This is a genomic window from Buchnera aphidicola (Cinara cuneomaculata), from assembly GCF_900698865.1.
Lineage (GTDB): Bacteria > Pseudomonadota > Gammaproteobacteria > Enterobacterales > Enterobacteriaceae > Buchnera_F > Buchnera_F aphidicola_AA.
In genome coordinates this window covers 110,924-136,410 of record NZ_LR217695.1, presented here as the reverse complement: position 1 = coordinate 136,410, position 25,487 = coordinate 110,924, and the positions used below count along the sequence as shown (strand labels likewise).

The window sequence follows — 25,487 nt, the reverse complement described above, 5'->3', positions numbered from 1 at the left end:
ACGAATCACGCGATATCTAAACTATCTAATATTTACATAATATTTGTAATTAAATAAAAATTAAAACGATTGAATTACTGTCATAGCAGTTGTATAAACTATATCGTTTATTGTTGCTCCACGGGATAAATCATTCACAGGTTTTTGTAAACCTTGTAAAATAGGACCGATAGATATAATCCCTGTAGAACGTTGAACGGCTTTATATGTAATATTCCCAGAATTTAAATCTGGAAAAATTAAAACTGTAGCTTTACCAGCTACTTTAGAATTAGGTAATTTAATACACGCTATTTCTGATGAAACAGCAGTATCATATTGCATCGGACCATCAATTAATAAACTTGAATTAATATTTTTTACTATATTAATAGATTCTCTAACTTTATCTACAGAAATTCCCGATCCTGAATTACCAGTAGAATACGATAACATAGCTACTTTAGGAAATATTCCAACAGAATGTGCCGTCTCTGCAGATTGTATTGCGATTTTAGCAAGTGTATTAGAATCTGGATATTGATTAATGGCACAATCGCCATATATCAATACTTGATCCGGAAATAACATTAAAAAAATTGATGATACAAACGAATTTGTACAATTATTTTGTATTAATTTAAATGCAGGGCGTATAACATCAGCTGTAGAATGTTCAATTCCAGCTACAACACCGTCTACATCATTTTGATTTAACATCATTAATGATAATATTATATTATTACTTAATAAATTTAAAGATGATTGATGATCTGGAATATCTTTATATTTTCTCATCTGAAATAAATTTTCAATATAACGATGACGAATATTATCTGGATTAATTACAATAATATTTTTATCTATCATCAATTGATTCTTAATAGCAATATCATATATATACTTTCTATTTCCCAGCAATATACATTTTGATATCTTTAATTTACTACATATACATGCAGCTTTAATGATATTAATATTATTTCCTTCAGGAAAAACAATCGTTTTAACTAATGAACTAGCTTTTTTTTGTAAAAAAAATTTAAATTCTTCTATATAATTTTTCATAGATATTTTTATTAATTCAATAAATAAGATTAAAAAATAATTTATTATAAATCTAGTCTTAATGATGCTATCAAGCAATATATTACTAATAATAAAGTAAATATTTCATACTATTTAAACTAGTACCATTTATTTAAGTAAATCATACGTTTCCTGAGCAATAATCTGATTTTCATTAGCTTGTACTACCAATATAGGTTTACTACAATCAGTATTTATAAAAAAATTTTTTTTGTTATTTTTTATATTTTTTTTAATATCAACAAAAAAATTTAATAAAGATAATTTTTTTATAATTTTATTACGTATAAAACTAGAATTTTCTCCAATTCCGCCGGTAAATACAATGGCATCTAATCGTCCATTCATTAATACAGAATATCCACTAATATATTTACATACTCGATGACAAAACATATCAATAGATAATTTTACTTTTTTATGCATATAATATTTTTTTTCTAATTCTCTAAAATCACTAGTTAAATCGCTAATTCCTAAAACTCCTGATTCTTTCGTTAATATTTTTTGTACTTCAGTAATAGATATTCCTAAATGTTGAACCATATAAAAAATTATAGACGGATCAATATCTCCACACCGAGTTCCCATTATTAATCCTTCTAATGGCGTTAAACCCATCGATGTATCTACTGATTGACCATTTACAATAGCTGTAATAGAAGATCCGCTACCTAAATGACAACTAATAATATTTACTTGATCAAGAGATTTTTTTAAAAATAGAGAACATGTTTGTGTTATATATAAATGATTTATACCGTGAGCACCATATCTACGAATAGAATAATTTTTATAAAATCGATAAGGAATAGCATATAAAAATGATTTTTTTGGTATCGTATGATGAAAAGCAGTATCAAATACTGCTATATTACTATTTTTTAATTTTGATATTTTTTGTAAAGATATCTGAATAGCAATTATATGAAATGGATTATGTAAAGGAGCAAAAATAGACGCTTGTTGAATTTTTAATAAAACATCGTGATCAATGATCATAGATTTATTTAAATATTCTCCACCGTGTACTACACGATGTCCAATACCAATTACATAATTTATATAATTTTTGTATTTAGAAGATAATATATCAAAAATTAATATAATTAATTGTTCATATGAATTTATATTATCAAATTTATTCAACAATTTTTTATCAACGATATAATCGTATATTATCAAAGACGCTGTAGTCTGCATGAATTCTACAATACCATCAATATATTTAACTATTTTAACAGGATCGATAATTGAAAACTTTATAGATGAACTACCGCAGTTTAATACTAAAATCAATTTTTTTTTCATAAAAATCTCTTTTTCTAAAAAATGTATTTTCAAAAATATAAATTACTATAATTTATATTTAATATTACAAAAACACATAGAAATAATTTATTTACTAATAATTTTCTACTAAATAGTATTTAATGTAAAGTATTTCTTTTTTGTTCAATAGAATGAATTTGCATTTTTATAATGTCACTAACCGGATCCTCGGGGCATTGTTCAATAAAATATAATAAATCTGAAATAGCTACATGATAACACTGTAATTGAGAAAAAATTAATCCTCTATCTCTAATTTCATATGGATCTTTGGGTTTAATTTTCAATAGTATATTACTAACATGTAAAGCCAACTCAATACTTCGTTCTTCAATTAAAGCAATTTTTAAAATGTCTAAAATTTTTTGTATAATAAGTAATGGTTCCGATTCTTGTAAGTAACTCTCTTCTAATTTAGTAGACGAACTAATATTCCCCTTCAACCAAACTTTAAGAATATGCTTATTAAGTATTTCTCCATTTATAGGATTAATATAAAAAATTTTTTTCTCAAGGCTTTGAAATTTTAAAATCAGTTGCGTTGGAAAAATTATTGGTATAATAGTCAAATTTAATTGACTAGCAATATATATCAGAATAATTCCTAAAGAAAAGGAATTACCTTTATGATATAAAATTACGTTATCTAACCAGATCATATCTGATAATTTATATACATTTATAGCACTACCAAAGTTCCAAGTCTTATAAAACAAGAATAATAATTTTTCTAATTTTTCTATTTCTGAGAATTTATCAGAAATACAGAATAAAACTTCTTGTATTTTTTTTATATAAATATTCATAATTTTAATCTCATTAAAATCATTACGAATATTTGCTATTATTTTCATCATAACTTCAAATAAAGACATTGTAGAAAAATCAATATTCTTAAAATCTATCATATTTTATCCTAAATAATAATTAATAAAATTAATATATATAAAAATTTTTATAAAAATTATCCTTTTTTTTTAAAACATCCATAAGTCACTCTATTACAATTAGAATAATCTTTTATTGAAGATATTTTTATAAAAAAATTATTTTTAAAAATCCTTTGTACTATATTAGTTTGTTTATAACAATGTTCAATATATAACCAACCACCGTCAATAAGATAAAAACAAGAATTTTCTATAATATACTGTATACATTCTATTCCTGTTTTGCCAGAAACCAATGCATTATATGGTTCAAAAATAAGATTTGTAAAAGAATTATTAAAATCTTGTTCAGATAAATATGGTGGATTACAGACAATTACATGAAACTTTTTACAAGGAAGATGTGAGAACCAATCGCTATATACAAATATAGTGTTCTTCTTATTTAATTGTTTAGCATTATACCGAGCTATTGATAAGGCATTTAAATTATTATCCGTGCCAATAACTTTACATTGAGGAAATTCTGTAGCTATTGCTAATGCAATTGCACCACTACCAGTTCCTAAGTCAAGAACTAACTTGAAATTTAAAGAAACTTTTAATAAAATCTGTTCAACTATAATTTCTGTATCTGGCCTAGGAATTAAAACAGAAGAAGAAATAAATAAAGAAAAAGACCAAAAATCTTTTTTATTAATAATATACTCTATTGGTTCTCCTAATATTCGTCTATTTAATAAATAACGTAATACCAATAAATTATTAAATTTAATTATTCGCATAGAATTTAAAAATAATTCTTTTTTTGAATATTTTAATACGTAACATATTAATAACTCTGCATCTAATTGTGGTGTTGAACTATTCACTAATTTTTTTTTTGCGTTAAATATCCATTTAAAAACTTTCATTATTCTATATATATCAATTTCATTCTATTCTGTCATTAATAATAAATCTGCTTGATATTCTTGTAACAATGGATTAATAAATAAATCTAATTTTCCAGATAAAACCTCATTTAATCGATATAAAGTTAAATTAATACGATGATCAGTTACTCTATTTTGAGGATAGTTATATGTCCTGTTTCTATCTGATCTTGATCCTGTACCCAATAGGTTTTTTCTCATTAATGAACTTTCTGATTCTTTTTGTGCATTTTTTTCAGAATAAATTTTAGCAGACAAAACTGACAAAGCTTTTTCTTTATTTTTATGTTGAGATCGTTCATCTTGACATTCAACAACATTGCCCGTAGGGATGTGTGTAATACGGACTGCAGAATCAGTTGTATTAACGTGTTGTCCACCTGCACCTGAAGAACGAAACGTATCAATTTTTAAATCATTAATATTTAAAATAATTTTTTCTGATTTTGGTGCTTCAGGCATAATAGCTACTGTACATGTTGAAGTATGTATACGACCTTGAGATTCTGTTTGCGGAACTCGTTGTACTCTATGACCTCCGGATTCAAATTTTAATCGCTTACATACTCCCGCTCCTATAACTTTTAAAATAACTACCTTATAACCTCCTTTTTCTCCTTCATGCATATTAATAATACTAACTTTCCAAGACCGTAAATCAGCATATCTCATATACATTCTACATAACTCTCCAGAAAAAATTGCAGCTTCTAATCCTCCTGTTGCAGCTCTAATTTCAATAAAGCAGCTATTTTTATCATACGGATCGTCTGGAAGTAATAACATTTTTATTTTTCTTTCAATCTGTTTTTTTTTATTATTTAATATATATAATTCTTCTTCAGCTAACGTCCTAACGACTGGATCTTTTAACATTAACTTAATATCTTTAATTTCTGATTTTATAGATAACCATTGCATAAATGATTCATTTAATCTGAATAATTCTGATTTTTCTTTAGATAATTTAAAAAATTCTTCTTTATTAAATTTTGTATAATTATTTGATAATAACTGTTCTAATTCTGTATATCTTTTTATTAAATTTTTTAATTTTGTAATAATTGATTTTTTCATAAAAATACCTATTAACTTAAAACCGCAAAAATATTATTTAATATGTATATTTGATAAATCATAACATAATATTATTAAATATATATGATAAAATCATATATATTTATATATAATTATTTTTTTTTAAAATAAAAAAAATTTTTTATAATTTATAATTTCCTTGTGGTAAAATCACTAATTACATATGTAATATATACATCATACAAGAGATCAATATGGATAAAATCAAATTATTTTCAGGAAATTCAGTTCCAGAACTAGCAAAAAAAATAGCTCATTATTTAAATATTAAATTAGGAAAAGCTACAGTTAGTAAATTCAGTGATGGAGAAATTAGTATCCAAATTAATGAAAATATAAGAGGCTCTGATGTTTTTGTAATACAATCAACATGTTCACCCACTAACGATAATTTAATGGAATTAATAATTATGATAGATGCTCTACGACGAGCTTCGGCTGGTCGTATTACAGCCGTTATTCCTTACTTTGGATATGCGCGACAAGATAGAAGAATCCAATCCTCTAGAGTACCTATTACAGCTCGAGTAATTGCTGATTTTTTATCAAATGTTGGCGTTGATCGTATTCTTACTATTGATTTGCATGCCGAACAAATTCAAGGATTTTTTGATGTTCCTATAGATAATATTTCTAGTAGTTCAATACTTTTAAAAAAATTATTAAAAATTAATTTTTTTAATCCTATATTTGTATCACCAGATATCGGTGGTATTATTAGAACACGAACTATTGCAAAATTATTACATGATTCTGAAATGGCAATTATCGATAAACGTAGACCTTCCACAAATTCTTCTCAAGTCATGAATATTATTGGTCAAGTAAAAAATAGAGACTGTATTTTAATAGATGATATCATAGATACCGGAAAAACTCTTTGCAAAGCTGCCACTTCTTTAAAAAAAGAAGGAGCACGTTATATTTACGCGTATGCTGCTCATCCTATTTTTTCTGGTAAAGCCTATGAAATTGTAAAAATATCAAATATAGATGAAATCATTATATGTGATACAATTCCACTCTCTAAAAAAATAAAATCTTTAAAAAATATACATATATTAACAGTCTCTGATACGCTAGCAGAAGCTATTCATAGAATTCATACAGAACAATCAATCTCTGAAATGTTTTAGTTATTAAAAATAAAAAATTTTTTATATATTCCGGTATTTTATCAAAATTATAAGATTTATTTGATTTATAATAAATCTTATAATTTTGATATTATCAATTAAAACAATCTATGCAACAACTATATTTCTATAAATAATATAATGTTGGAAATTATTCCAACATTATATTATTAAAAAATAAATTTATACATCAACAATATTAACCAAGACTTAAATAGTCTATTTACACAGAATATTTAAAATATAAAAATATAAATTTTATTAAATAAATTATTTATATATAAAACAATCCGGTATATAAAAAATTTTTAATAAAACTTTTTATATACTTTAATTAATATAAATCATAAAAAAATAATTTGTATATAAATTTCGGAAATAAACCTAAAAAAATTAAAACAATCCCAATACATATAATTAAATACTTTTGTAATACAGTTATTTTTAAATGATGTAATAGATATTTTTTTTCTAAAATAGTAGGATTACAATACAAACTAAAAATAATATTTATATAACTATATGCTCCTATTATACTGCTTAACATCATACATATCGTTGTAATAATAAAATTATTATGAATTAAATTTTTAAAAACAAAAAATTTTCCCCAAAATCCAGCCGTTAAAGGAAATCCGGACAAAGATAATAATATTATTGTCATCATAATACCTAAAAAAGGATCATACCAAAACAACCCAACCAATGAATTTTTTTCTAAATCATCAATATTTTTTATATATATATTATAATCAACAATACTTTTAATACCAAAAAAACCAAGCAATCCTAATAAATAACTAAATATATACACGTTTAAATACTTCATCATATATATATATTTTTCTTGAGAACATGTTGTTATTAGTAACAATAAAAAACCAAGATTAGAAATAGATAAATATCCAATTAATCTTTGAATCTTATTTTGTATAATAGCTATTATATTACCGAATAAAAGAGAAAATATCCCAATAAAATATAATATCAAATATAATAATTTTATCTTATGGAAATAGGGAATATAATAAAAAAATCGAACGAGAAAAGATAAAAGAGAAATTTTCGTAACGGTTGAAAAATATATTAATACACAAGAATTAGTATATTGATATATACCCGGAGACCATGTATGTAATGGAAAGATTGATAATTTTAAAAAAATAGCAAATAAAATTATACAAATACCAAGTAACATAATATTATTATGCATAATGGTAGGATAGTATATAAAAAGATATGTAAAAAAAGACCACGATAATCGACCCGAAATAAAATAAATAAAAGAAAATCCCAATAATAACAAAACAGATGAAAAAACTGATGTTATTAAATATAACAATATATAAAATAAATTAACTTTATATTTTGAAAAAAATATTAAAATACCTAATAAGGGAAAAAATAATAATTCTATTCCTATAAATAAAGTAGAAAAATGAAACGAAATAGATACTAAAATGCCTCCTATAGTAGATAATAAAATAAACGCATAAAATTCTGTTGAATGTATATTCTTATATAATAACCACGGATACACAAATATACATGTATATAAACCGGATAATAACAACATAAAAATATAAAAGTAAGAATATTGATCAATTTTGACTAATTCAGAAAAGTATTCTAAAAAAAATACCCTTGAACATAATATAGTTATTATACTCAATAAAAAACTACATATAGTAACAATACTTTCTAAACGTACATTTTTTTTATAAAAAGAAATATAAAAAATAATCATAACAGAAGAAATTAATAATAAAATTGGTGTTATCGGAATAACACCATAAAATAATTTAATCATAATTTTATTACCTAATTGATAACATTATATACAAATATATATAACTAATCTGATATACTTATAAAAAATTTAAAATAAATTTTGGATATAGTCCTAAAAAAAATATAAAAAAAGCAAAAAAAAGCAATATAATAAAATCAAAAAAATTTAATTCATTTTTTATGATAGATAATGAATTAGAACCATAACACACTTGTTGTATCAATCTTAAAAAATAAATAGAAGATAAAAATAAACCAAAAATAAAAAAACAACCTAAAATTGGACAATGCATAAAAATACCAAATAACATCATAAATTCACCACTAAAATTACCTGTTAAAGGTATATTTAGCATTGCTAACGAAAAAAATAAAAAAAATGACGGAATAATATGCATATAAGACCATAACCCACTCATATACAAAATATTCTGAGTATTAATATGAGTAAATATTTTTCCAAAAATTATCAATAACGCAGCTGTAGATACAACATACGATGCTATATATAATAAAATACCTTGATAAGCAATTATATTTTCACTATGCATTGCAGCAAAAATAACTCCCATACTAGAAATACTAGAATAAGCTAAGAATCTTTTTGTATTCGTTTGAGCAAAGGCCATTATAGAACCATAAAACATTGAAAATAATCCTATGCACATAAAAACCAAAGATAAAATATGAGATGTACGAGCAAAAAAGACTAAATAAAATCGTAATAAACCATAGATTGCTGGTTTTAATAAAATTCCTATTAGATCGACTGATCCTGAAGGAGAAATACATGCTTGAACATCAGGTAACCAACTATGAAATGGAAATAATGGAATTTTTATAATAAAAGACAACAATAAACTAAACATTAAATAAAACTCAGTATATACAGAAATTTTTATATTTTTTAAAATAAAATAGTTAAAAGTCCAAATTCCAGAATTTTTATAATGTATACATACTATATTTAGTATAAAAAATAACAAAAAAAAACCAGAAATTTGAGAATGAATAAAAAATTTACGAAAAACAGAAATAATATCACAGAAATTTTTATTCTTTTTATTCCAAAAAATAATAAAAAAATACATAGGAATTAATATCAATTCCCAAAATAAAAAAAATAAAAACATATCTAAAGATAAAAAAATTCCAAACATTCCGGATATTATCCATAATAAAAAAAAATAAAATATTCCTATCTTATTATTTAATGTATTCCACTCGCAATATATAGAACATAATCCAATGAATGAAGTTAATAAAATCATTAATAGTGATAAATTATCTACACCAAAATAAATAGAAATACCATATTCCGGAAACCAATTTTTATAAAATGTCACTAATAAAGTATGATTAGTAAAATTTACTAAAAAATTATTATTACTTTTCAAATAAATCAACAATACAGTTAATAAACAAACCATCACAGAAAAAATAGCTATATAGCGAGGAATTCTCTCATTTAAAAACCCTGTCAATACTGATAATATAGCCCCTAACAAGGGTACTAATATAAAAATCAAAAGTATCATGTAATATATGATCCTTACTATAAGTTAGTATAAAATATATACATAAAAATTTATTAAAATTATTACAATATAATTACATTATATTAATAGTTGTTTACAGCAAAAATAATCAATAAAAACAGTGTTAAACAAATAACATTCCATCTCATATGGTAAATAATATTAATAGAAGTAAAATTAGAGAACTGTTTAATAAACCAATAAATTTTATTTAAAAAAATTTTTTCTATATAATAAAAATTATTTTTATTTAAATAATTTGAAAAATTATAATATGTTCGTATAAATACATAAAAATAAAAAGAATCAAAAAACCAATAATTTAGTGCTAATGTACGTAATAAATTAAATATTTGATTAGAATAAAAATTCTTTAATGAAAATTTTTTTGATTTATATACTAAATATATAATAATAAAACCAAGTGCAGATAAAAGAAAAGAAAAATATTCTATATATATAGAATATTCCAATATACTATTAGATGTATAATAATAGACTTGATCCCAAAAATATGATGTTACATACCAAGTAATAGGAGTACAACCTATACATAATACAAATAATGATATATTATGAAACCATTTTTTTTTAAACAATATAATTTTGGGTTTACTAGAACCATGAAATACCAAAAATATCATCCGAAATAAATATATTGAAGTTAAAAATATTCCTATTAAACTGAATAACAATAAGAAATTATTTCCATAATATGGAATATTAAGTATAATATTACTTTTACTATAAAAACTAGAAGTTATAAACGGTAATGATATTAACGAACAACTTCCTATTAAAAAAGTTATATATACTAAAGGTATTTTTTTATATAAACCTCCCATATTAAAAATATTTTGCTCATTATTAGTACACTTGATAATTGATCCCGTTGATAAAAATAATATAGCTTTAAAAAAGGCATGACAAATTAAATGAATGAAAGCACCTTTAATATTATAAGAACCAAGTGCTATAAACATATAACCAATTTGGTTCATAGTAGAATAAGCTAAAATACGTTTAATATTATTTTCAAAAATAGCAGAAATACCTGATATTATAATCGTTATACATCCAAGTATAGCTAAATAACTCATAGCATATGTATTATATATAAATAAAATATACATACGTACTATTAAATAAACACCCATAGTTACCAAAGTAGCTGCATGAATTAATGCTGAAGCAGGCGTCGGACCAACCATAGCTCCTATTAACCAAGTATGCAATGGAACTTGTACTGATTTTCCTATAGCTGCAATAATCAAAAAACAAGTTATCCAATATACATAATTAGTATGAATATTTAATAATATAATTTCACTAACAAAATACTTTAAGACTACAAAATCTACTGTATGGAATTTTAAAAAAATCAAAAAAATAGAAACTAAAAAAAATATATCACTAAAACGAGTCATTAAAAATGATTTAATAGCAGCATATCCATTTCGTTGACGATTATAATAAAAACCAATTAATAAATAGGAACAAACCCCAACTAATTCCCAAGCACAGAACATAATGATTAAATTACTTGTTAATATAAAAATCATCATTAATGAAACAAAAAAATTCATATATATAAAATATTTTGTATATACCAAAGAATTTTGCATGTACCAAACAGAAAATAAATACACACTTATACTAACAATTAAAACCATTCCAATCATCGATAAAGAAAAAAAATCTATTAAAAAATTCCATTCAACCCTGTAATTATATACCGTCGTCCAATTTAATAAAGGTATAAAAAAAATTTTTGATATATTAAATTTAATATAGTAATCATATACTACATACAAAAAAAATAACAAAGACATAAAAACTGAAGAAATACTAATCCATGAAACATAATTTTTTGATAAAAATTTTTGTAAAGATATCAATATCAAACAACTTAATAACGGAAAAAGAACTACATAATAAATTAAATTCATTTATATATCTCGCTTAACTTAAATATATCTAACGTATTGTACTCTTTATATATTTTTAAAAAAAAAGTTAACATTATACTAACTTCCGCTGCTGCTGCGGTAATAATAAATACATACATAATTTGACCATCTAATTGATTCCAATGATGTCCTACTAATATCAATACTAAAGCAACAGCATTAGTCATTAATTCTAAACTAATTAACATAAATATTAAATTTTTATGTTTCAATAATGACACAAGACCCATTAAAAATATTGTTAATGATATAATTAATCCGTAATTTAATAACAACATGATTCTCTTAATTATCCTTATAAAAATATAAAATTAATTTTATTTTTTAAAAAAAACACACACTGCTAATAAAACAGAAAAAAGTAATAAAGAGGTAAATTCTACTAAAAATCTATACTTACTAAATAAATATAGACTAACCTGTTTTATTGCTATATCATGGAAAATTAAAACTTTATTTTTTTCTTTAATAAATTGAATCGATAAAATTAATAAAATTATAATTAAACATATATAACATAAAATGTTATATAAATTTACTGATGAATTAACTCGATCGTATTTTTTAAATACATTATTTTTTATTAACATGACCACAAAAACAAATAACACCATAATAGCTCCAGCATAAATAATTACCTCTAAAGCTCCTATTAAAGTAACTCCTAAAGTAAAAAAAATACCAGAAATAAAACATATTAAAAGAATCAAATATAGTAAAGAATAAATTGGATTATTACTTAATACAATCAATAAAGCAAAAAAAATAGATAAAAAACTAAATAAATAAAATATCAAAACCATAAAAATTATCCCTATGGTAATAAAGATGTTACATCAACACAATTTAATATCTTTTTTGAGCTAGTATCATGTGATTTATTATTATTTTTTATACCTGAAATAGAATAAAAATTATATTCCGGAAATTTTCCGGGCCCGGATATCAGTAAATTTTTTTTGTCATAAACTAATTTTTTTCTTTTAAATTCACTTAGTTCTACATCCGGAATTAATTGAATAGCGGAGGTAGGACAAGCTTCTTCACATAAACCACAAAAAATACAACGTGATAAATTTATCCTAAAAAATTTAGCATACCAACGACCACTATCTATATTTTCTGATTTTTTTAGTGAAATACAATTAACAGGACATACCGCGGAACATAAATTACAAGCAACACATCTTTCTGATCCATCAGAGTTACGAGTTAAAATAATACGACCTCTATATCGTAATGATAAATTTAATGGCTGTTCTGGATATAATCGTGTTTCACGTGATGCGAAAATATTAGTAAATATTAAAAAAATACTACGTATATTACTGAATATACTCAAAAAAATATTTTTTATGTTCATATACTTTAAAACCTCATAATTATATTAAAATTTTTAAAGAAGTATAAATTAAATTTAATAATGACAACGGAAAAAAAATTTTCCAAGCATAAAGCATTACAGTATCATATCTTGGTCTTGGTAAAGATGCTCTTATTAAAATAAATAAAAAAATAAATAAAAAAAATTTTAATAAAAACCAAATCATAGAAGGAAACCACGGACCAAACCAGCCTCCGAAAAACAAACAAACGATTAACGCAGATACAGTCATAATAGAAATATATTCACCAATAAAAAACATTCCAAACTTCATTCCGGAATATTCAATATGATATCCATCAGCTAATTCTTGTTCTGATTCAGGTTGATCAAATGGATGTCGATGACAAACTGCAATACATGCTATAAAAAACATAATAAAACCAAAAAACTGTGGAATAACGTTCCATGTTTTTTGCTGTGAATATACAATGTCTACTAAATTAAAAGATCCACACTGCATGACAGTACCCAAAGAAGAAATACCTAAAAAAACTTCATAACTTAACATTTGCGCTACTGCTCTAATCGAACCTAATAAAGAATATTTATTTTTACTAGACCAGCCGGCCAATAAAATACCGTATACTGATATAGATGACATCATAAAAAAAAATAATAATCCAATATCTAAATTAATAATACTGTAATTTACAGTAATTGGAATACTAGAAAAAACTAATAAAAATGACGTAAAAGAAATTATAGGTGCTAAAATAAATAAAAATTTATCACAAAAGGGAGGAGTCCAATCTTCTTTAAAAAGTAGCTTAATACCATCAGCACATATTTGCATACAACCACCCCACCCAACTCTATTCGGACCGTATCGATTTTGTAATAATCCTAATATCTTTCTTTCTACTATACTTAAAAGACTAGCATTAAATATAATTACACTTAAAAAACTAATAACAAAAAAAAAATTATTTTTCATAATATTATACCGAATGTAATAAAATATTTATTTATTAAACTTGATTAAGTTTGTAGCAACTTTATTAAAAAAAACAGTTGGTAGATTACTACAACCAATTGGTAAACCTATGTGAAATGAACTTATTTTCCTAGATAACCGTACAGGTAGTCTCATAATATATCTATTTATCTGAAATTGTAATATCTCACCATTATTAATTTTTAATCTAGAAGCATCCGAATAACTTAATTGGGCATAAATAATATTTGTTTTCATTATTTTTGTAAAATAATTATGACTCATTTCTTCGCTACCTAATAACTTATAATATGGAATAATTTGAAAATACGATGAATTTTTCATTATATTTGTATTATTTTTTTTTATCAAAAATTTTGATACAATTTTATTTTTATGATGCCTGAATAATAATATTCCGTCATATACACCAATAGCTCGATTATTTACATGATTTGATGATTTATATAATGATTGATTAGAATTCCAATTAGGAGACCATAAAAATGGAACATGAGAAAAATTATTTCCCGTTTGTTGATTTCCTTCCATAGAAAAAGAAAACATACTGTCCGGATCAACCGGAGAAACAGGTTCATGTATATTTTTATCAGCAAAAGTAGCAGAACGACCACTAAAACGTAAAGAAGATCGAGCGATTTTTTGACCGTAAATTCTAAAATCTGCGGAACACGCAGAATCTTGTAATTTTTTAAAAATAGGATTTAATGAAGAACATAACTTCATCATTTTATCTAAAGTAAATGATTGAATTGATGTAAAAGAATTAATGCTATATTGAATAGCATGTATCCATCGCCAACTCTCTAATTTATATATTTTTTTTTTATAAAAATTAGGATTATGAGTCTTAAAAAATCGTTGTACACGAGCTTCATAATTTATGATATTTCCAGAGCTTTCAAAAAAATTAGTACATGGTAAAAAAATATGAGAATTTTTTACCGTCTTATTATTTTGATGATCAATTACTATAATCGTATTAATATTTTTTATGATTTTATCAATAAAATTCGATTCATATAATCGATATAAATCATTTTCTAAAACAATTAAAACGTTTACTTGTTTTGAATAAATTATATTAAACATAACATCCAAAGAAATACTAGGAATTAACGAAATTCCTATACTATTAGCTGCAGGCGGAAACAATGCTAAACCAACAGGCAATCCTTTTTTTTTTAATATTTTAGCAATATTAAATGATATTTTAATAAAATTAACATCATAATATGATGTACCAGAAATAATCAATGGTTTTTTAGAATTACATAATGCTGTAGCAATAAAATTAACTTGATCAAATATATCTACATGATTATTTTTTACATATTGTGCGTTATTATCAATGCAATCAAATATTGAAGTACTAAACTGTAATTGTTGCTGTATAGATCCATAGTAGCTAATCTTACTAATATCATCTAACTTAGTGTAAGTACCATTAATAACAAATAGTAAATTTTTTTTATCTTGCGTAATATTTTTTATGGCATTAATGTGCCATATTGGTATATTACTTTCATCTGAAACAGATGAATGAACTCCACGTACAGCTTGACGTACAGAGAGCGCAGCTAATGCTGCAGTTTGGGTAATATCTTCACCTATAATTAATATTACATCGTATTTTTCAATTTCCGAGATAGAAGGAATATGAATACCTCCACTCTTTATAATTTTAGAAATTAGAGTAATACATTTGTCTAATTCAGGCAACATTCCATTAGAAAAATTATTTTTGCCTACTAAATTAAATAACGCCATATTACTTTCAATACTAGCTCGTGGGGAACCAATACCTAATATTCTATTAGAAGAATTTCTTAGAATATTAGAAATTAACTGAATAACTGTTGCATAATTTAAAAATTGAACAATATTTTTTTTTCTCTTAAATGGTTTTAAAGTAGAATTAAAATTTACATAATTACATCCAAATTTACCTAAATCACATAAAAAATATTTATTTAAATGTTTATTATATCTATTATCAATACGACATAATTTACCTAAACGCTCTCCTATACTAATATTACATCCAATACTACAATTATGACATATACTAGGAGAATATTGTAGATCCCATTTACGATAAAAATTCTGAGTATTGCTTTTATCAGTAAAAACTCCTGTCGGACAGATATCAATCAAATTTCCAGAATATTCACTTTCTAAAATACCATTCTCAAATCGACCAAAATAAATTTTATTACTTGAACCATATACACCGAAATCTTGTCCTCCGGCATAATCGTTATAGTAACGTACGCAACGATAACATGTAATACATCTATTCATAGTATGCGAAATAAAAGGACCTAAATATTGATTACTATAAACGCGTTTTTCAAATCTATAACGTCGAATATGATGCCTGTTTAAAACTGTCATATCTTGTAAATGACAACTACCGCCTTCTGCACAAACAGGACAATCATGCGGATGATTTAACATCATCATTTCAATAATATTTTTTTGAAATTTTCTTACATCGGAATGTGTAGTTGATATATTCATATCTGGTTTTACTGCTAACATACACGCCATGCTAATTAATCCTGATTGATCATCATCATTTCTATATAACTTAATTGCGCATTGCCGGCAAGAACCAATACTTCCTAACGCAGGATGCCAACAAAAAAAAGGTACATCAATTCCTACCGATAAACAAGCTTGTAAAACATTATAAGAAGATTTAACAAAAAAAATTTTTTTGTTAATATAAATTTTAACCATTATAAAATACTCGCTTTAAAATATCGACTATACAACTATAAATATATACTTTATATAAATATTTATTTATATTAGTTTATATAAACGACCATACTATTTCATTAAAAAATTATTCACATAAAGAAGTAATGTCTATATTATTTTTAGCTTTATTATATGATCTAATTCCACCACTAAAATCATTACGAAATAATTTTATTGCACTTTTTAGTGGAGAAATTGCTCCTGGAGCATGAGCGCAAAATGTTTTTCCAGACTCTAACTGTAGACATAATTCCTCTAATGTTTCAATATCACCTTTACATCCATTTTTTTTTTCTAAAGATTGTAATATTTTTACAATCCAAGGTAATCCTTCTCGACACGGAGTACAAAACCCACAAGATTCTCGAGAAAAAAATGTTTCTAAATTTAACAATAAAGATATAATATTAATTTCATTGTCTATAGCCATAGCAATACCAGTCCCTAATCGACTGCCTATTTTTTGTAAACTAGTAAAATCCATTTTTGTATCAATATCATTACAAGCCAATAAACTAGTTCCTGCTCCGCCTGGTTGCCAAGCTTGTAAAGTTAATTTTTTTTGCATGCCACCGGCGTAATCTTCTAATACTTCTCTGCCCGTAATACCAAGTGGCAATTCCCATAAACCTGGGGTTTTTACCCTACCTGAAAAACCCAATAATTTAGTTCCTGAATCTACACTCTGAGATAAACTTAAATACCAGTTAACTCCATGCAAAATAATTGCAGGAATATTAGATAATGTTTCAACGTTATTGACACATGTAGGTTTTCCCCAAAGTCCGTAATTAGCTGGAAAAGGTGGTTTATATCGCGGATTTGCACGTTTACCTTCTAATGAATTTATTAATGCAGTTTCTTCTCCACAAATATAACGACCGGCTCCAGTATGGAGAAATAAATCAAAAGTAAAACCACTATTTAAAATATTTTTTCCTAAAAAACCAGCTTGATAAGTTTCATGAAGAGCTTGTGTTAAAATTTTTTCTGATAAATAATAATCACCTCTTAAAAAAATATATCCACATGTAGATTGTAAAGCAAACGCGCTTATAATCATACCTTCAATTAATTGATGCGGTAAATATTCCATTAAAAATCTATCTTTATATGTTCCGGGTTCCATTTCGTCAGCATTGCAAATTAAATATCTAGTTTTTTCAGTAGAACTAATAGGCATTAAACTCCATTTAGTACCCGTCGGAAATCCAGCACCTCCTCTACCTTTTAAACCAGATTTTTTAACTAAAGATATTATTTCTTCAGGATTCATATTTTTTAAAGATTTTTTTAAAGCTTGATAACCATTAGTACGACAATACTCTATTATATTAACTGGTTTATAAGGTTCATTTAAACGCCATGTTAGTGGATGTGTATCCGGTTTTTTAAATATATGTTTCATTTATGTTTATCCAGTAAATCTATTATCTTAGTAGAAGTAAGATGAGTATATAAATTTTCATTAATTAATATTACAGGACCTCTATCACATGCACCTAAACAACAAGTTGGCAATAATGTAAATCGACGATCGCTTGTTGTTTCTCCTGGATCTATACCTAAACTAGTTATTAATTGATTTTCAATATTACGATAACCGTTAATAAAACATACTACGCTATCACAGTAGCGGATAACATAATGACCTACCGGTTTTCTAAAAATATGACAATAAAAAGTTGCAACACCTTCTACTTCACAAACCGGAATAGATAAAATTTTAGAAATTGCTATAATTGCGTCATTACTAACCCATTTTCTATATTTTTGTACAATCTTTAAAGCTTCAATACATACAGCTCGCGAATCGCGATAAGATTTTTTTTTTAATAAAATTTCAGAAATTTCTGACGAACTTAAAAGAAACACATATTTTCCTTATTTGAGTATATATAAAAAATTTATCGATCTACATCAGACATCACAAAATCAATACTACCAAGATAAACTATTAAATCTGAAATTAATTGTCCGCGTATAACAGATGGGATTTGTTGTAAATGAGCAAAACTAGGTGTACGAATACGAGTACGATAACTGGTTGAATTACCGTCACTAATTAAATAATAACTATTAATCCCCTTAGTAGCTTCTATCATTTGAAAACTTTCATTTACAGGCATTACCGGACCCCAAGAAGACTGTAAGAAATGCGTAATCATTGTTTCAATATGAAATAAAGAGTTTTTTTTATTTGGCGGAGTGGTTAAAGGATGATCCGATTTAAAAGGACCGTGAGGCATATTCAATAAACATTGTTTTAATATCTTTAAACTTTGTCGAATTTCTTCAACTTTTAACAATACTCGCGTATAAGCATCACTTAACTTATCTCCGATCGGAATGTCAAAATCAAAATTTTGATAACCTGAATACGGTCTTTTTTTTCTAACATCAAAATTTACACCTGTTGCTCTTAATCCAGCGCCTGTAATTCCCCATGATAAAGCTTCTTCTTTATTATAAGATGCTACACCAACAGATCGGGAAACTAAAATACTATTTTTTAATGCTGATTTTACATAAAAATTTAAACGTTTAGGCATCCAAAGTAAAAATTCTTTTAATAAACGATGCCAATTAACGGGTAAATCTTTTGCTATTCCACCAATTCGAAACCAAGCAGGGTGCATTCGAGCACCAGTAATATATTCAATTATATCATAAATCTTTTGACGGTCAGTAAATGCTAAAAATACTGTACTCATACTACCAACATCCTGAATAAATGTAGAAATAAATAATAAATGACTATTAATCCTAAATAATTCAGATAATAAGATTCTAATTACTTGAACGCGATCTGGTACAATAATACCTGCTAATTTTTCTATTGCTAATATATACGGCATTTCATTGACACATCCGCCTAAATATTCTATACGATCTGTGTAAGGGATGTAATTATGCCAAGATTGTCGTTCAGCGATTTTTTCTGCGCCACGATGATGATACCCAATATCAGGCACACAATTAACTATTTTTTCTCCATATAGTTGAAGTATGATCCGAAAAGCTCCGTGTGAAGAAGGATGATTAGGTCCAAAATTTAAAAACATATATTTTACATTATTAGACTTATCCCGTTTTAAACCCCACAATTCAGGACGAAAACGTAATGCTTCCATCGCTGCATCTTCTTTTTGTTTTGTAAAAAAGAAACTATCTATTTCTGTGGCATGAGATGTATAATCCTTTCGTAAAGGATGACCAATCCAATTTTGTGGCATTAAAATACGAATTAAACAAGGATGCCCGATAAATTTTATACCAAACATTTCCCATGTTTCACGTTCATACCAATTTGCATTTAAAAAAATCGAAGTAATAGTTGGTAATTGTAATTTATTTTCTGATAAAGCTACCTTTAAAATAAGGTCGCAGTTATGATTAATAGATAAAAAATGATAAAATACTGTAAAATCAGTATTAGGTATATCTTTAATATTTGTACGTAAACGTTCATCTATTCCGTGCAAATCAAATAACATTTCATATGAACAAATATCGTTTATTTTTATAAATTTAATAACTGGTATTAAAATTACACTCTTAACCCATAATACTGGATGCGGAAAACAAGTTTTTTGAATAAAAAAATTTTTTTCTCCGAATATATTAAATAAAGAACCAATAATAGGATTTTTATCATATAATTTTTTATTAATTTTATTTAAAAAAAAAATTTTTTTGTAAATAATCATCAGACATGATCTAATTCCTGCAAGTAAAATTAGCTTTTACGTAATTAATATATTAACTATATATATAAAAATATTTTATACTAATAAAATTAGATAATAAAATATTTAATGTTATAGAAAAACTAACAACTATCATCAGAATCAATATTGATAACTGCAATTCTTCTATCATTTTTTTTTTCTTTTTCAGATTGAATTTTCGGTTTATAAACTCCCTGATCACCTAGTATCCAAGATAACGGTCGACGTTCTTTAGCTATAGATTTTTGTAATAATGTTAAAGCATGTATATACGCTTCTGGTCTAGGTGGACAACCGGGTATATAAATATCTACTGGAAGAAATTTATCTACACCCTGAACTACCGAATATACGTCATACATTCCTCCAGAATTCGCACAAGCCCCCATTGAAATTACCCATTTAGGTTCTAACATTTGATCATATAATCGTTGTATAACTGGAGCCATTTTAATAAATGGTGTTCCTGCGATTACCATAAAATCAGCCTGTCTAGGAGAAATACGTAAAACTTCAGCTCCGAAACGAGAAATATCATGAACAGATGTAAATGCCGTTACCATTTCAACATAACAACATGATAAACCAAAATTATAAGGCCATAAAGAATTTTTTCTACCCCAATTTATAATATTATGAAAAACTTCAGAAATTTTACCAAAAAAAACATTATTTTTAATTTGTTTTATTAAAGGATCTGATACAGTTTTAAAAGTACTTAATGGATATTTTTTTGATATATCTTTGTTTATATTAACTTGCGTTAAAGTATACTTCATATTAAAAAAATCCTCTCATTACCAGACAGTATTATTTAATTTAATCGGTAAATTTAGTTAAATAAAATTTAAATAACTAATTAATATATATTAATACATATAATTTACTAAAGATTAAAATAAATAAGTATTTATTTTAAAATAATCCACTTAAATATATTATTTCTTATCAAATAAAATAATGTCATTAATAAAATATGAATAAAAAAACAAATATTTAATAATCCTATCCATCCCGCTTCTCGTACACCTAAAGACCAAATATATAAATATAACACTTCTACATCAAATAAAACAAAAAAAATTGCAATTAAAGAAAATTTAATGGGTACTTGCATATGAGCTGATCCTACTGAAACAATACCGGATTCAAAAGGCTCTGGAGATTGTTTAAAATAGGATCTACCACCTAATACATATCCGCATACTAACATTACAAAACACAATAAAAAACTAAAAAATATAAAAAAAATAAAACGTAAATGTTGATCATTTATATTCATAAATATTGATAAACTCAAAATGTTAATTAATTTTGTATTATATAAAATAACTATACAAAATAATAAATATTATTTTTAATTATCTGAATAATGACTTATTCTTTAATTTTATTAAGTATATCATTTTATAAATAAGAAAAGTTATAATTTTCCTAAAAAAAATTTAATTTTTTAATTATTAATATAACTTTTAAAGTTATTAAAAATATTTATTTTAAAAAAATATAATTATATTTTTTATTTACCCTTGATGCTACATAAACTGACCCCATTTAATTAGTATTATCTATTTAATATTATTTTTAATAATTATAAAAAATCTTACTAATAATAATTAAAAATATTTTTCAGTTATATATAAAATATAAATTAGGAGATTACTGAGATGGGATCAATTATCGGAATAGATTTAGGTACTACAAACTCTTGCGTAGCAATTATGGATAATAATAAAGCTAAAGTATTAGAAAATGCTGAAGGAGAACGTACTACACCATCTATTATTGCTTATACCAAAGAAAACGAAATTTTAGTTGGACAACCAGCAAAAAGACAATCAATCACTAATCCTAAAAATACACTTTTTGCAATTAAACGATTAATGGGTAGAAAATTTCAAGATGAAGAAGTACAAAGAGATATTAAAATCATGCCGTATGATATTATTCAGTCCAAAAACGGTGATGCTTGGTTAAAAATAAAACAAGATAATATTGCACCTCCTCAAGTTTCTGCTGAAATTCTTAAAAAAATGAAAAAAACTGCTGAAGATTATTTAGGAGAAGCAGTTACTGAAGCTGTTATTACAGTGCCAGCATATTTTAACGATGCTCAAAGACAAGCTACTAAAGATGCTGGGAAAATAGCGGGACTAGAAGTCAAAAGAATTATTAATGAACCAACAGCAGCTGCACTTGCGTACGGTTTAGATAAAGGCAAAGGTAATCGAATAATTGCTGTATATGATTTAGGTGGCGGAACTTTTGACATCTCAATTATTGAAATCGATGATGTAGATAAAGAAAAAACATTTGAAGTACTTGCTACTAACGGAGATACTCACCTAGGCGGAGAAGATTTTGATAATAGATTAATTCATTTTTTAGTTTCAGAATTCAAAAAAGAACAAGGAATGGATTTAAGTAATGATCCACTGGCAATGCAAAGATTGAAAGAAGCAGCTGAAAAAGCAAAAATCGAACTATCTGCAACACAACAAACTGATGTAAATCTACCTTACATTACAGCTAACGCTACAGGACCTAAACATTTAAATATTAAAGTAACACGAGCAAAATTAGAATCTTTAGTAGAAGATTTAATAGTTAAATCAATACAACCATTAAAAGTTGCATTAAAAGATGCTAAATTAAAAATATCAGATATTAATGATATTATTTTAGTAGGTGGACAAACTCGCATGCCTTTAGTACAAAAAAAAGTAGCCGAATTTTTTGGAAAAAAACCAAGAAAAGATGTTAATCCCGACGAAGCTGTCGCTGTAGGTGCTGCTGTGCAAGGAGGAGTACTGTCAGGAACTGTTAAAGATGTCCTATTATTAGACGTAACCCCATTATCTTTAGGAATTGAAACAATGGGTGGAATCATGACTCCGTTAATTAATAAAAATACAACCATTCCTACTAAGCATAGCCAAGTATTTTCAACCGCTGAAGATAATCAATCTGCTGTTACCATACATGTCTTACAAGGAGAAAGAAAACGAGCTATTGATAATAAATCTCTAGGACAATTTAATTTAGATGGTATTCAAGCAGCTCCTCGCGGAATTCCGCAAATAGAAGTTACTTTTGATATTGATGCAGATGGTATCTTGCATGTTTCAGCAAAAGATAAAACAACCGGAAAAGAACAAAAAATAACTATACAATCTTCATCTGGATTAAATAAAGATGAAATTAACAAAATGATTAATGAAGCTCAAGAAAATTCTGAAAAAGATTTACAATTTGAAGAATTAATAAAAGTTAGAAATCAAGGTGATCAAATTTCTCATAATACAAAAAAACAATTATCAGAATGTAAAGAAAAAATTGATTCAACAACAAAATCAGATATTGAAAAATCTTTACAAAAATTAGATCTTTCTTTGAAAGGTGAAAATAAAGAAGAAATTGAAAAAAATATACAACAAGTATTACAATTAAATTTAAAATTAACAGAAATCTTAAAAAATAATAATAATAATCCTTCTCCTGATACTCAAGAAGACAACAATATAAATAAAGAAAATGTAGTAGATGCAGAGTTTGAAGAAATTAAAGAAAAAGATAAAAATAAATAATTTACAAAGAAACAATTTAAAATATTTATTTATTTAAATTATCTAATTATCATCAGAATATTCTATTCTATATCAAGGGTGTAGAAAATTATATCTGCACCCATTTATACTTATAATATCAGGAATCAAAATAAATTATGACACAACAAGATTACTATAAAATTTTAGAGGTTTCTAATTCTGCTAACGAACGCGAAATAAAAAGAGCTTATAAGAAACTCGCTATAAAATATCACCCTGATCGTAATCCAGGAAATAAAATAGCAGAAGAAAAATTTAAAGAAGTTAAACAAGCATATGAAATTCTTAACGATCCTAAAAAAAGAAGTGCATATGATGAATATGGACATGCGGCCTTTGAACAAAATCATGGCACTAGCGGTGGTTTTCACAGTAGTTTTACAAGCTCAACATCCGATTTAAATGATATATTCGGTGATGTTTTTGGTGATATATTTGGTAATAACAGAACAAATTCTAAAAAAAAAGGGTCTGATTTACAATATAATATCTCTATTACATTAGAAGAAGCCGTACAAGGAACTACTAAAAACATTACCATTCCTACCTTAAATACCTGTAAATCATGCTCTGGACAAGGATCGGCGTATGGCGCAACACCGCAAACATGTTCGCATTGTAATGGTCACGGACACATACAAATGAGAAAAGGATTTTTTAGCGTACAACAAACATGTTCAACTTGTCAAGGTAGTGGAACAGTTATAAAAAATCCATGCAAAATATGTTATGGACAAGGTAGAATAAAAATATCCAAAAAATTATCTATTAAAATTCCGGCAGGAGTTGACACAAATGATCGTATTCGATTAAACAATGAAGGCGAGGCAGGTCAATGCGGCGCTCAATCAGGAGATTTATATATACAAATTACAGTAAAAAAACATCCTATTTTTATTAGAAAAGAAAATAATTTACACTGTCATGTTCCTATTAACTTTACTATAGCTGCCTTAGGCGGAGAAATAGAAGTACCTACATTAACGGGAAGAGTTAAACTTAAAATACCTTCTGAAACACAATCAGGTAAATCATTTCGAATACGAGGTAAAGGTGTAAAATCAGTACGAAAAGGATACCCAGGAGATCTATTATGTAAAATAATAGTAGAAACACCAGTAAAATTAAATGAATTTCAAAAAAAATTATTACAGAAATTAGGAAAAAGCTTTGGTGAAGTTAAAGGAGAAAATCATAGCCCACAATCAAAAAGATTTTTTGATAGTGTTAAAAGATTTTTTGATAATCTTACGCAATAAAATAATTATTAATAGGGGGG

General features: G+C 25.3%; 21 protein-coding genes. 3 read left to right on the top strand and 18 right to left on the bottom strand.

The window, feature by feature from the left end:
• Positions 1-60 precede the first annotated feature (60 nt).
• The 5 genes from pta to prfA form a co-directional block, all read right to left on the bottom strand.
• On the bottom strand, positions 61-1,047 hold the full coding sequence (gene pta, locus APCICUMA2628_RS00610; RefSeq protein ID WP_154027263.1) for a phosphate acetyltransferase: 987 nt from the start codon (positions 1,045-1,047) through the stop codon (positions 61-63).
• Positions 1,048-1,176: 129 nt separating this feature from the next.
• The gene (locus tag APCICUMA2628_RS00605) at positions 1,177-2,379 is read right to left on the bottom strand and encodes an acetate/propionate family kinase (protein WP_154027260.1); all 1,203 of its coding nucleotides are present in this window, start codon (positions 2,377-2,379) and stop codon (positions 1,177-1,179) included.
• A 119-nt stretch (positions 2,380-2,498) separates the two neighbouring features.
• A complete protein-coding gene (locus tag APCICUMA2628_RS00600) occupies positions 2,499-3,308 on the bottom strand; it encodes a tetratricopeptide repeat protein (protein WP_154027257.1) in 810 nt (269 codons plus the stop codon).
• Between the two features lie 56 nt (positions 3,309-3,364).
• On the bottom strand, positions 3,365-4,204 hold the full coding sequence (gene prmC / locus APCICUMA2628_RS00595) for a peptide chain release factor N(5)-glutamine methyltransferase (protein ID WP_154027254.1): 840 nt from the start codon (positions 4,202-4,204) through the stop codon (positions 3,365-3,367).
• A gap of 24 nt (positions 4,205-4,228) precedes the next feature.
• Positions 4,229-5,302 carry a peptide chain release factor 1 gene (gene prfA, locus APCICUMA2628_RS00590; protein ID WP_154027251.1) on the bottom strand — a complete coding sequence of 358 codons (1,074 nt, stop codon included), beginning with the start codon at positions 5,300-5,302 and terminating at the stop codon, positions 4,229-4,231.
• A 224-nt stretch (positions 5,303-5,526) separates the two neighbouring features.
• Between prfA and APCICUMA2628_RS00585 the strand changes: the two genes are divergently transcribed.
• Positions 5,527-6,459, top strand: coding sequence for a ribose-phosphate pyrophosphokinase (locus APCICUMA2628_RS00585; protein ID WP_269472303.1), 933 nt, complete (start codon positions 5,527-5,529; stop codon positions 6,457-6,459).
• A gap of 334 nt (positions 6,460-6,793) precedes the next feature.
• Here the strand turns inward: APCICUMA2628_RS00585 and APCICUMA2628_RS00580 are convergent, their stop codons facing one another.
• From APCICUMA2628_RS00580 to ndhC, 13 genes are all read right to left on the bottom strand, one after another.
• Positions 6,794-8,269 carry an NADH-quinone oxidoreductase subunit N gene (locus APCICUMA2628_RS00580; protein WP_154027245.1) on the bottom strand — a complete coding sequence of 492 codons (1,476 nt, stop codon included), beginning with the start codon at positions 8,267-8,269 and terminating at the stop codon, positions 6,794-6,796.
• Between the two features lie 58 nt (positions 8,270-8,327).
• Positions 8,328-9,788, bottom strand: a complete 1,461-nt coding sequence (locus APCICUMA2628_RS00575; protein WP_154027242.1) for a complex I subunit 4 family protein — start codon at positions 9,786-9,788, stop codon at positions 8,328-8,330.
• Positions 9,789-9,871: 83 nt separating this feature from the next.
• Positions 9,872-11,737 (bottom strand): NADH-quinone oxidoreductase subunit L, encoded by a 1,866-nt coding sequence (locus APCICUMA2628_RS00570; RefSeq protein WP_154027239.1) that lies wholly within the window; start codon positions 11,735-11,737, stop codon positions 9,872-9,874.
• On the bottom strand, positions 11,734-12,036 hold the full coding sequence (gene nuoK / locus APCICUMA2628_RS00565) for an NADH-quinone oxidoreductase subunit NuoK (protein ID WP_154027236.1): 303 nt from the start codon (positions 12,034-12,036) through the stop codon (positions 11,734-11,736). The genes APCICUMA2628_RS00570 and nuoK overlap by 4 nt, the downstream gene beginning before the upstream one ends.
• A gap of 39 nt (positions 12,037-12,075) precedes the next feature.
• Positions 12,076-12,561 carry an NADH-quinone oxidoreductase subunit J gene (locus tag APCICUMA2628_RS00560; protein ID WP_154027233.1) on the bottom strand — a complete coding sequence of 162 codons (486 nt, stop codon included), beginning with the start codon at positions 12,559-12,561 and terminating at the stop codon, positions 12,076-12,078.
• Between the two features lie 11 nt (positions 12,562-12,572).
• The gene (gene nuoI / locus APCICUMA2628_RS00555) at positions 12,573-13,121 is read right to left on the bottom strand and encodes an NADH-quinone oxidoreductase subunit NuoI (protein ID WP_154027230.1); all 549 of its coding nucleotides are present in this window, start codon (positions 13,119-13,121) and stop codon (positions 12,573-12,575) included.
• Between the two features lie 19 nt (positions 13,122-13,140).
• Positions 13,141-14,079 carry an NADH-quinone oxidoreductase subunit NuoH gene (gene nuoH, locus APCICUMA2628_RS00550; RefSeq protein ID WP_154027227.1) on the bottom strand — a complete coding sequence of 313 codons (939 nt, stop codon included), beginning with the start codon at positions 14,077-14,079 and terminating at the stop codon, positions 13,141-13,143.
• Between the two features lie 27 nt (positions 14,080-14,106).
• Entirely contained in the window at positions 14,107-16,845 is a 2,739-nt protein-coding gene (gene nuoG, locus APCICUMA2628_RS00545; RefSeq protein WP_154027224.1) for an NADH-quinone oxidoreductase subunit NuoG, read from the bottom strand.
• A 109-nt stretch (positions 16,846-16,954) separates the two neighbouring features.
• A complete protein-coding gene (nuoF, locus tag APCICUMA2628_RS00540) occupies positions 16,955-18,277 on the bottom strand; it encodes an NADH-quinone oxidoreductase subunit NuoF (protein ID WP_154027222.1) in 1,323 nt (440 codons plus the stop codon).
• Positions 18,274-18,744, bottom strand: a complete 471-nt coding sequence (gene nuoE / locus APCICUMA2628_RS00535; protein WP_154027219.1) for an NADH-quinone oxidoreductase subunit NuoE — start codon at positions 18,742-18,744, stop codon at positions 18,274-18,276. The genes nuoF and nuoE overlap by 4 nt, the downstream gene beginning before the upstream one ends.
• Positions 18,745-18,776: 32 nt before the next feature.
• Positions 18,777-20,579, bottom strand: coding sequence for an NADH-quinone oxidoreductase subunit C/D (nuoC, locus tag APCICUMA2628_RS00530; protein ID WP_154027216.1), 1,803 nt, complete (start codon positions 20,577-20,579; stop codon positions 18,777-18,779).
• Positions 20,580-20,701: 122 nt separating this feature from the next.
• Positions 20,702-21,379, bottom strand: coding sequence for a NuoB/complex I 20 kDa subunit family protein (locus APCICUMA2628_RS00525; protein WP_154027213.1), 678 nt, complete (start codon positions 21,377-21,379; stop codon positions 20,702-20,704).
• Between the two features lie 131 nt (positions 21,380-21,510).
• Positions 21,511-21,882, bottom strand: a complete 372-nt coding sequence (ndhC, locus tag APCICUMA2628_RS00520; protein ID WP_154027210.1) for an NADH-quinone oxidoreductase subunit A — start codon at positions 21,880-21,882, stop codon at positions 21,511-21,513.
• Between the two features lie 385 nt (positions 21,883-22,267).
• Here ndhC and dnaK point away from each other — a divergent pair, with 385 nt between their 5' ends.
• Together dnaK and dnaJ are read left to right on the top strand one after the other, a co-directional pair.
• A complete protein-coding gene (gene dnaK, locus APCICUMA2628_RS00515; protein ID WP_154027207.1) occupies positions 22,268-24,187 on the top strand; it encodes a molecular chaperone DnaK in 1,920 nt (639 codons plus the stop codon).
• A 137-nt stretch (positions 24,188-24,324) separates the two neighbouring features.
• The gene (gene dnaJ / locus APCICUMA2628_RS00510; protein WP_154027204.1) at positions 24,325-25,467 is read left to right on the top strand and encodes a molecular chaperone DnaJ; all 1,143 of its coding nucleotides are present in this window, start codon (positions 24,325-24,327) and stop codon (positions 25,465-25,467) included.
• Positions 25,468-25,487: the final 20 nt, after the last annotated feature.

Excerpts from the sequence above, each read along its gene's own strand:
- pta (WP_154027263.1), bottom strand. The coding sequence starts at position 1,047 with ATGAAAAATTATATAGAAGAATTTAAATTTTTTTTACAAAAAAAAGCT.
- ndhC (WP_154027210.1), bottom strand. The coding sequence starts at position 21,882 with ATGAATATAAATGATCAACATTTACGTTTTATTTTTTTTATATTTTTT.
- nuoI (WP_154027230.1), bottom strand. The coding sequence starts at position 13,121 with ATGAACATAAAAAATATTTTTTTGAGTATATTCAGTAATATACGTAGT.
- APCICUMA2628_RS00600 (WP_154027257.1), bottom strand. The coding sequence starts at position 3,308 with ATGATAGATTTTAAGAATATTGATTTTTCTACAATGTCTTTATTTGAA.
- nuoK (WP_154027236.1), bottom strand. The coding sequence starts at position 12,036 with ATGTTGTTATTAAATTACGGATTAATTATATCATTAACAATATTTTTA.
- APCICUMA2628_RS00575 (WP_154027242.1), bottom strand. The coding sequence starts at position 9,788 with ATGATACTTTTGATTTTTATATTAGTACCCTTGTTAGGGGCTATATTA.
- dnaJ (WP_154027204.1), top strand. The coding sequence starts at position 24,325 with ATGACACAACAAGATTACTATAAAATTTTAGAGGTTTCTAATTCTGCT.
- dnaK (WP_154027207.1), top strand. The coding sequence starts at position 22,268 with ATGGGATCAATTATCGGAATAGATTTAGGTACTACAAACTCTTGCGTA.
- nuoF (WP_154027222.1), bottom strand. The coding sequence starts at position 18,277 with ATGAAACATATATTTAAAAAACCGGATACACATCCACTAACATGGCGT.
- APCICUMA2628_RS00525 (WP_154027213.1), bottom strand. The coding sequence starts at position 21,379 with ATGAAGTATACTTTAACGCAAGTTAATATAAACAAAGATATATCAAAA.
- APCICUMA2628_RS00605 (WP_154027260.1), bottom strand. The coding sequence starts at position 2,379 with ATGAAAAAAAAATTGATTTTAGTATTAAACTGCGGTAGTTCATCTATA.
- APCICUMA2628_RS00580 (WP_154027245.1), bottom strand. The coding sequence starts at position 8,269 with ATGATTAAATTATTTTATGGTGTTATTCCGATAACACCAATTTTATTA.
- nuoH (WP_154027227.1), bottom strand. The coding sequence starts at position 14,079 with ATGAAAAATAATTTTTTTTTTGTTATTAGTTTTTTAAGTGTAATTATA.
- APCICUMA2628_RS00560 (WP_154027233.1), bottom strand. The coding sequence starts at position 12,561 with ATGGTTTTGATATTTTATTTATTTAGTTTTTTATCTATTTTTTTTGCT.
- prfA (WP_154027251.1), bottom strand. The coding sequence starts at position 5,302 with ATGAAAAAATCAATTATTACAAAATTAAAAAATTTAATAAAAAGATAT.
- APCICUMA2628_RS00570 (WP_154027239.1), bottom strand. The coding sequence starts at position 11,737 with ATGAATTTAATTTATTATGTAGTTCTTTTTCCGTTATTAAGTTGTTTG.
- nuoG (WP_154027224.1), bottom strand. The coding sequence starts at position 16,845 with ATGGTTAAAATTTATATTAACAAAAAAATTTTTTTTGTTAAATCTTCT.
- prmC (WP_154027254.1), bottom strand. The coding sequence starts at position 4,204 with ATGAAAGTTTTTAAATGGATATTTAACGCAAAAAAAAAATTAGTGAAT.
- nuoC (WP_154027216.1), bottom strand. The coding sequence starts at position 20,579 with ATGATTATTTACAAAAAAATTTTTTTTTTAAATAAAATTAATAAAAAA.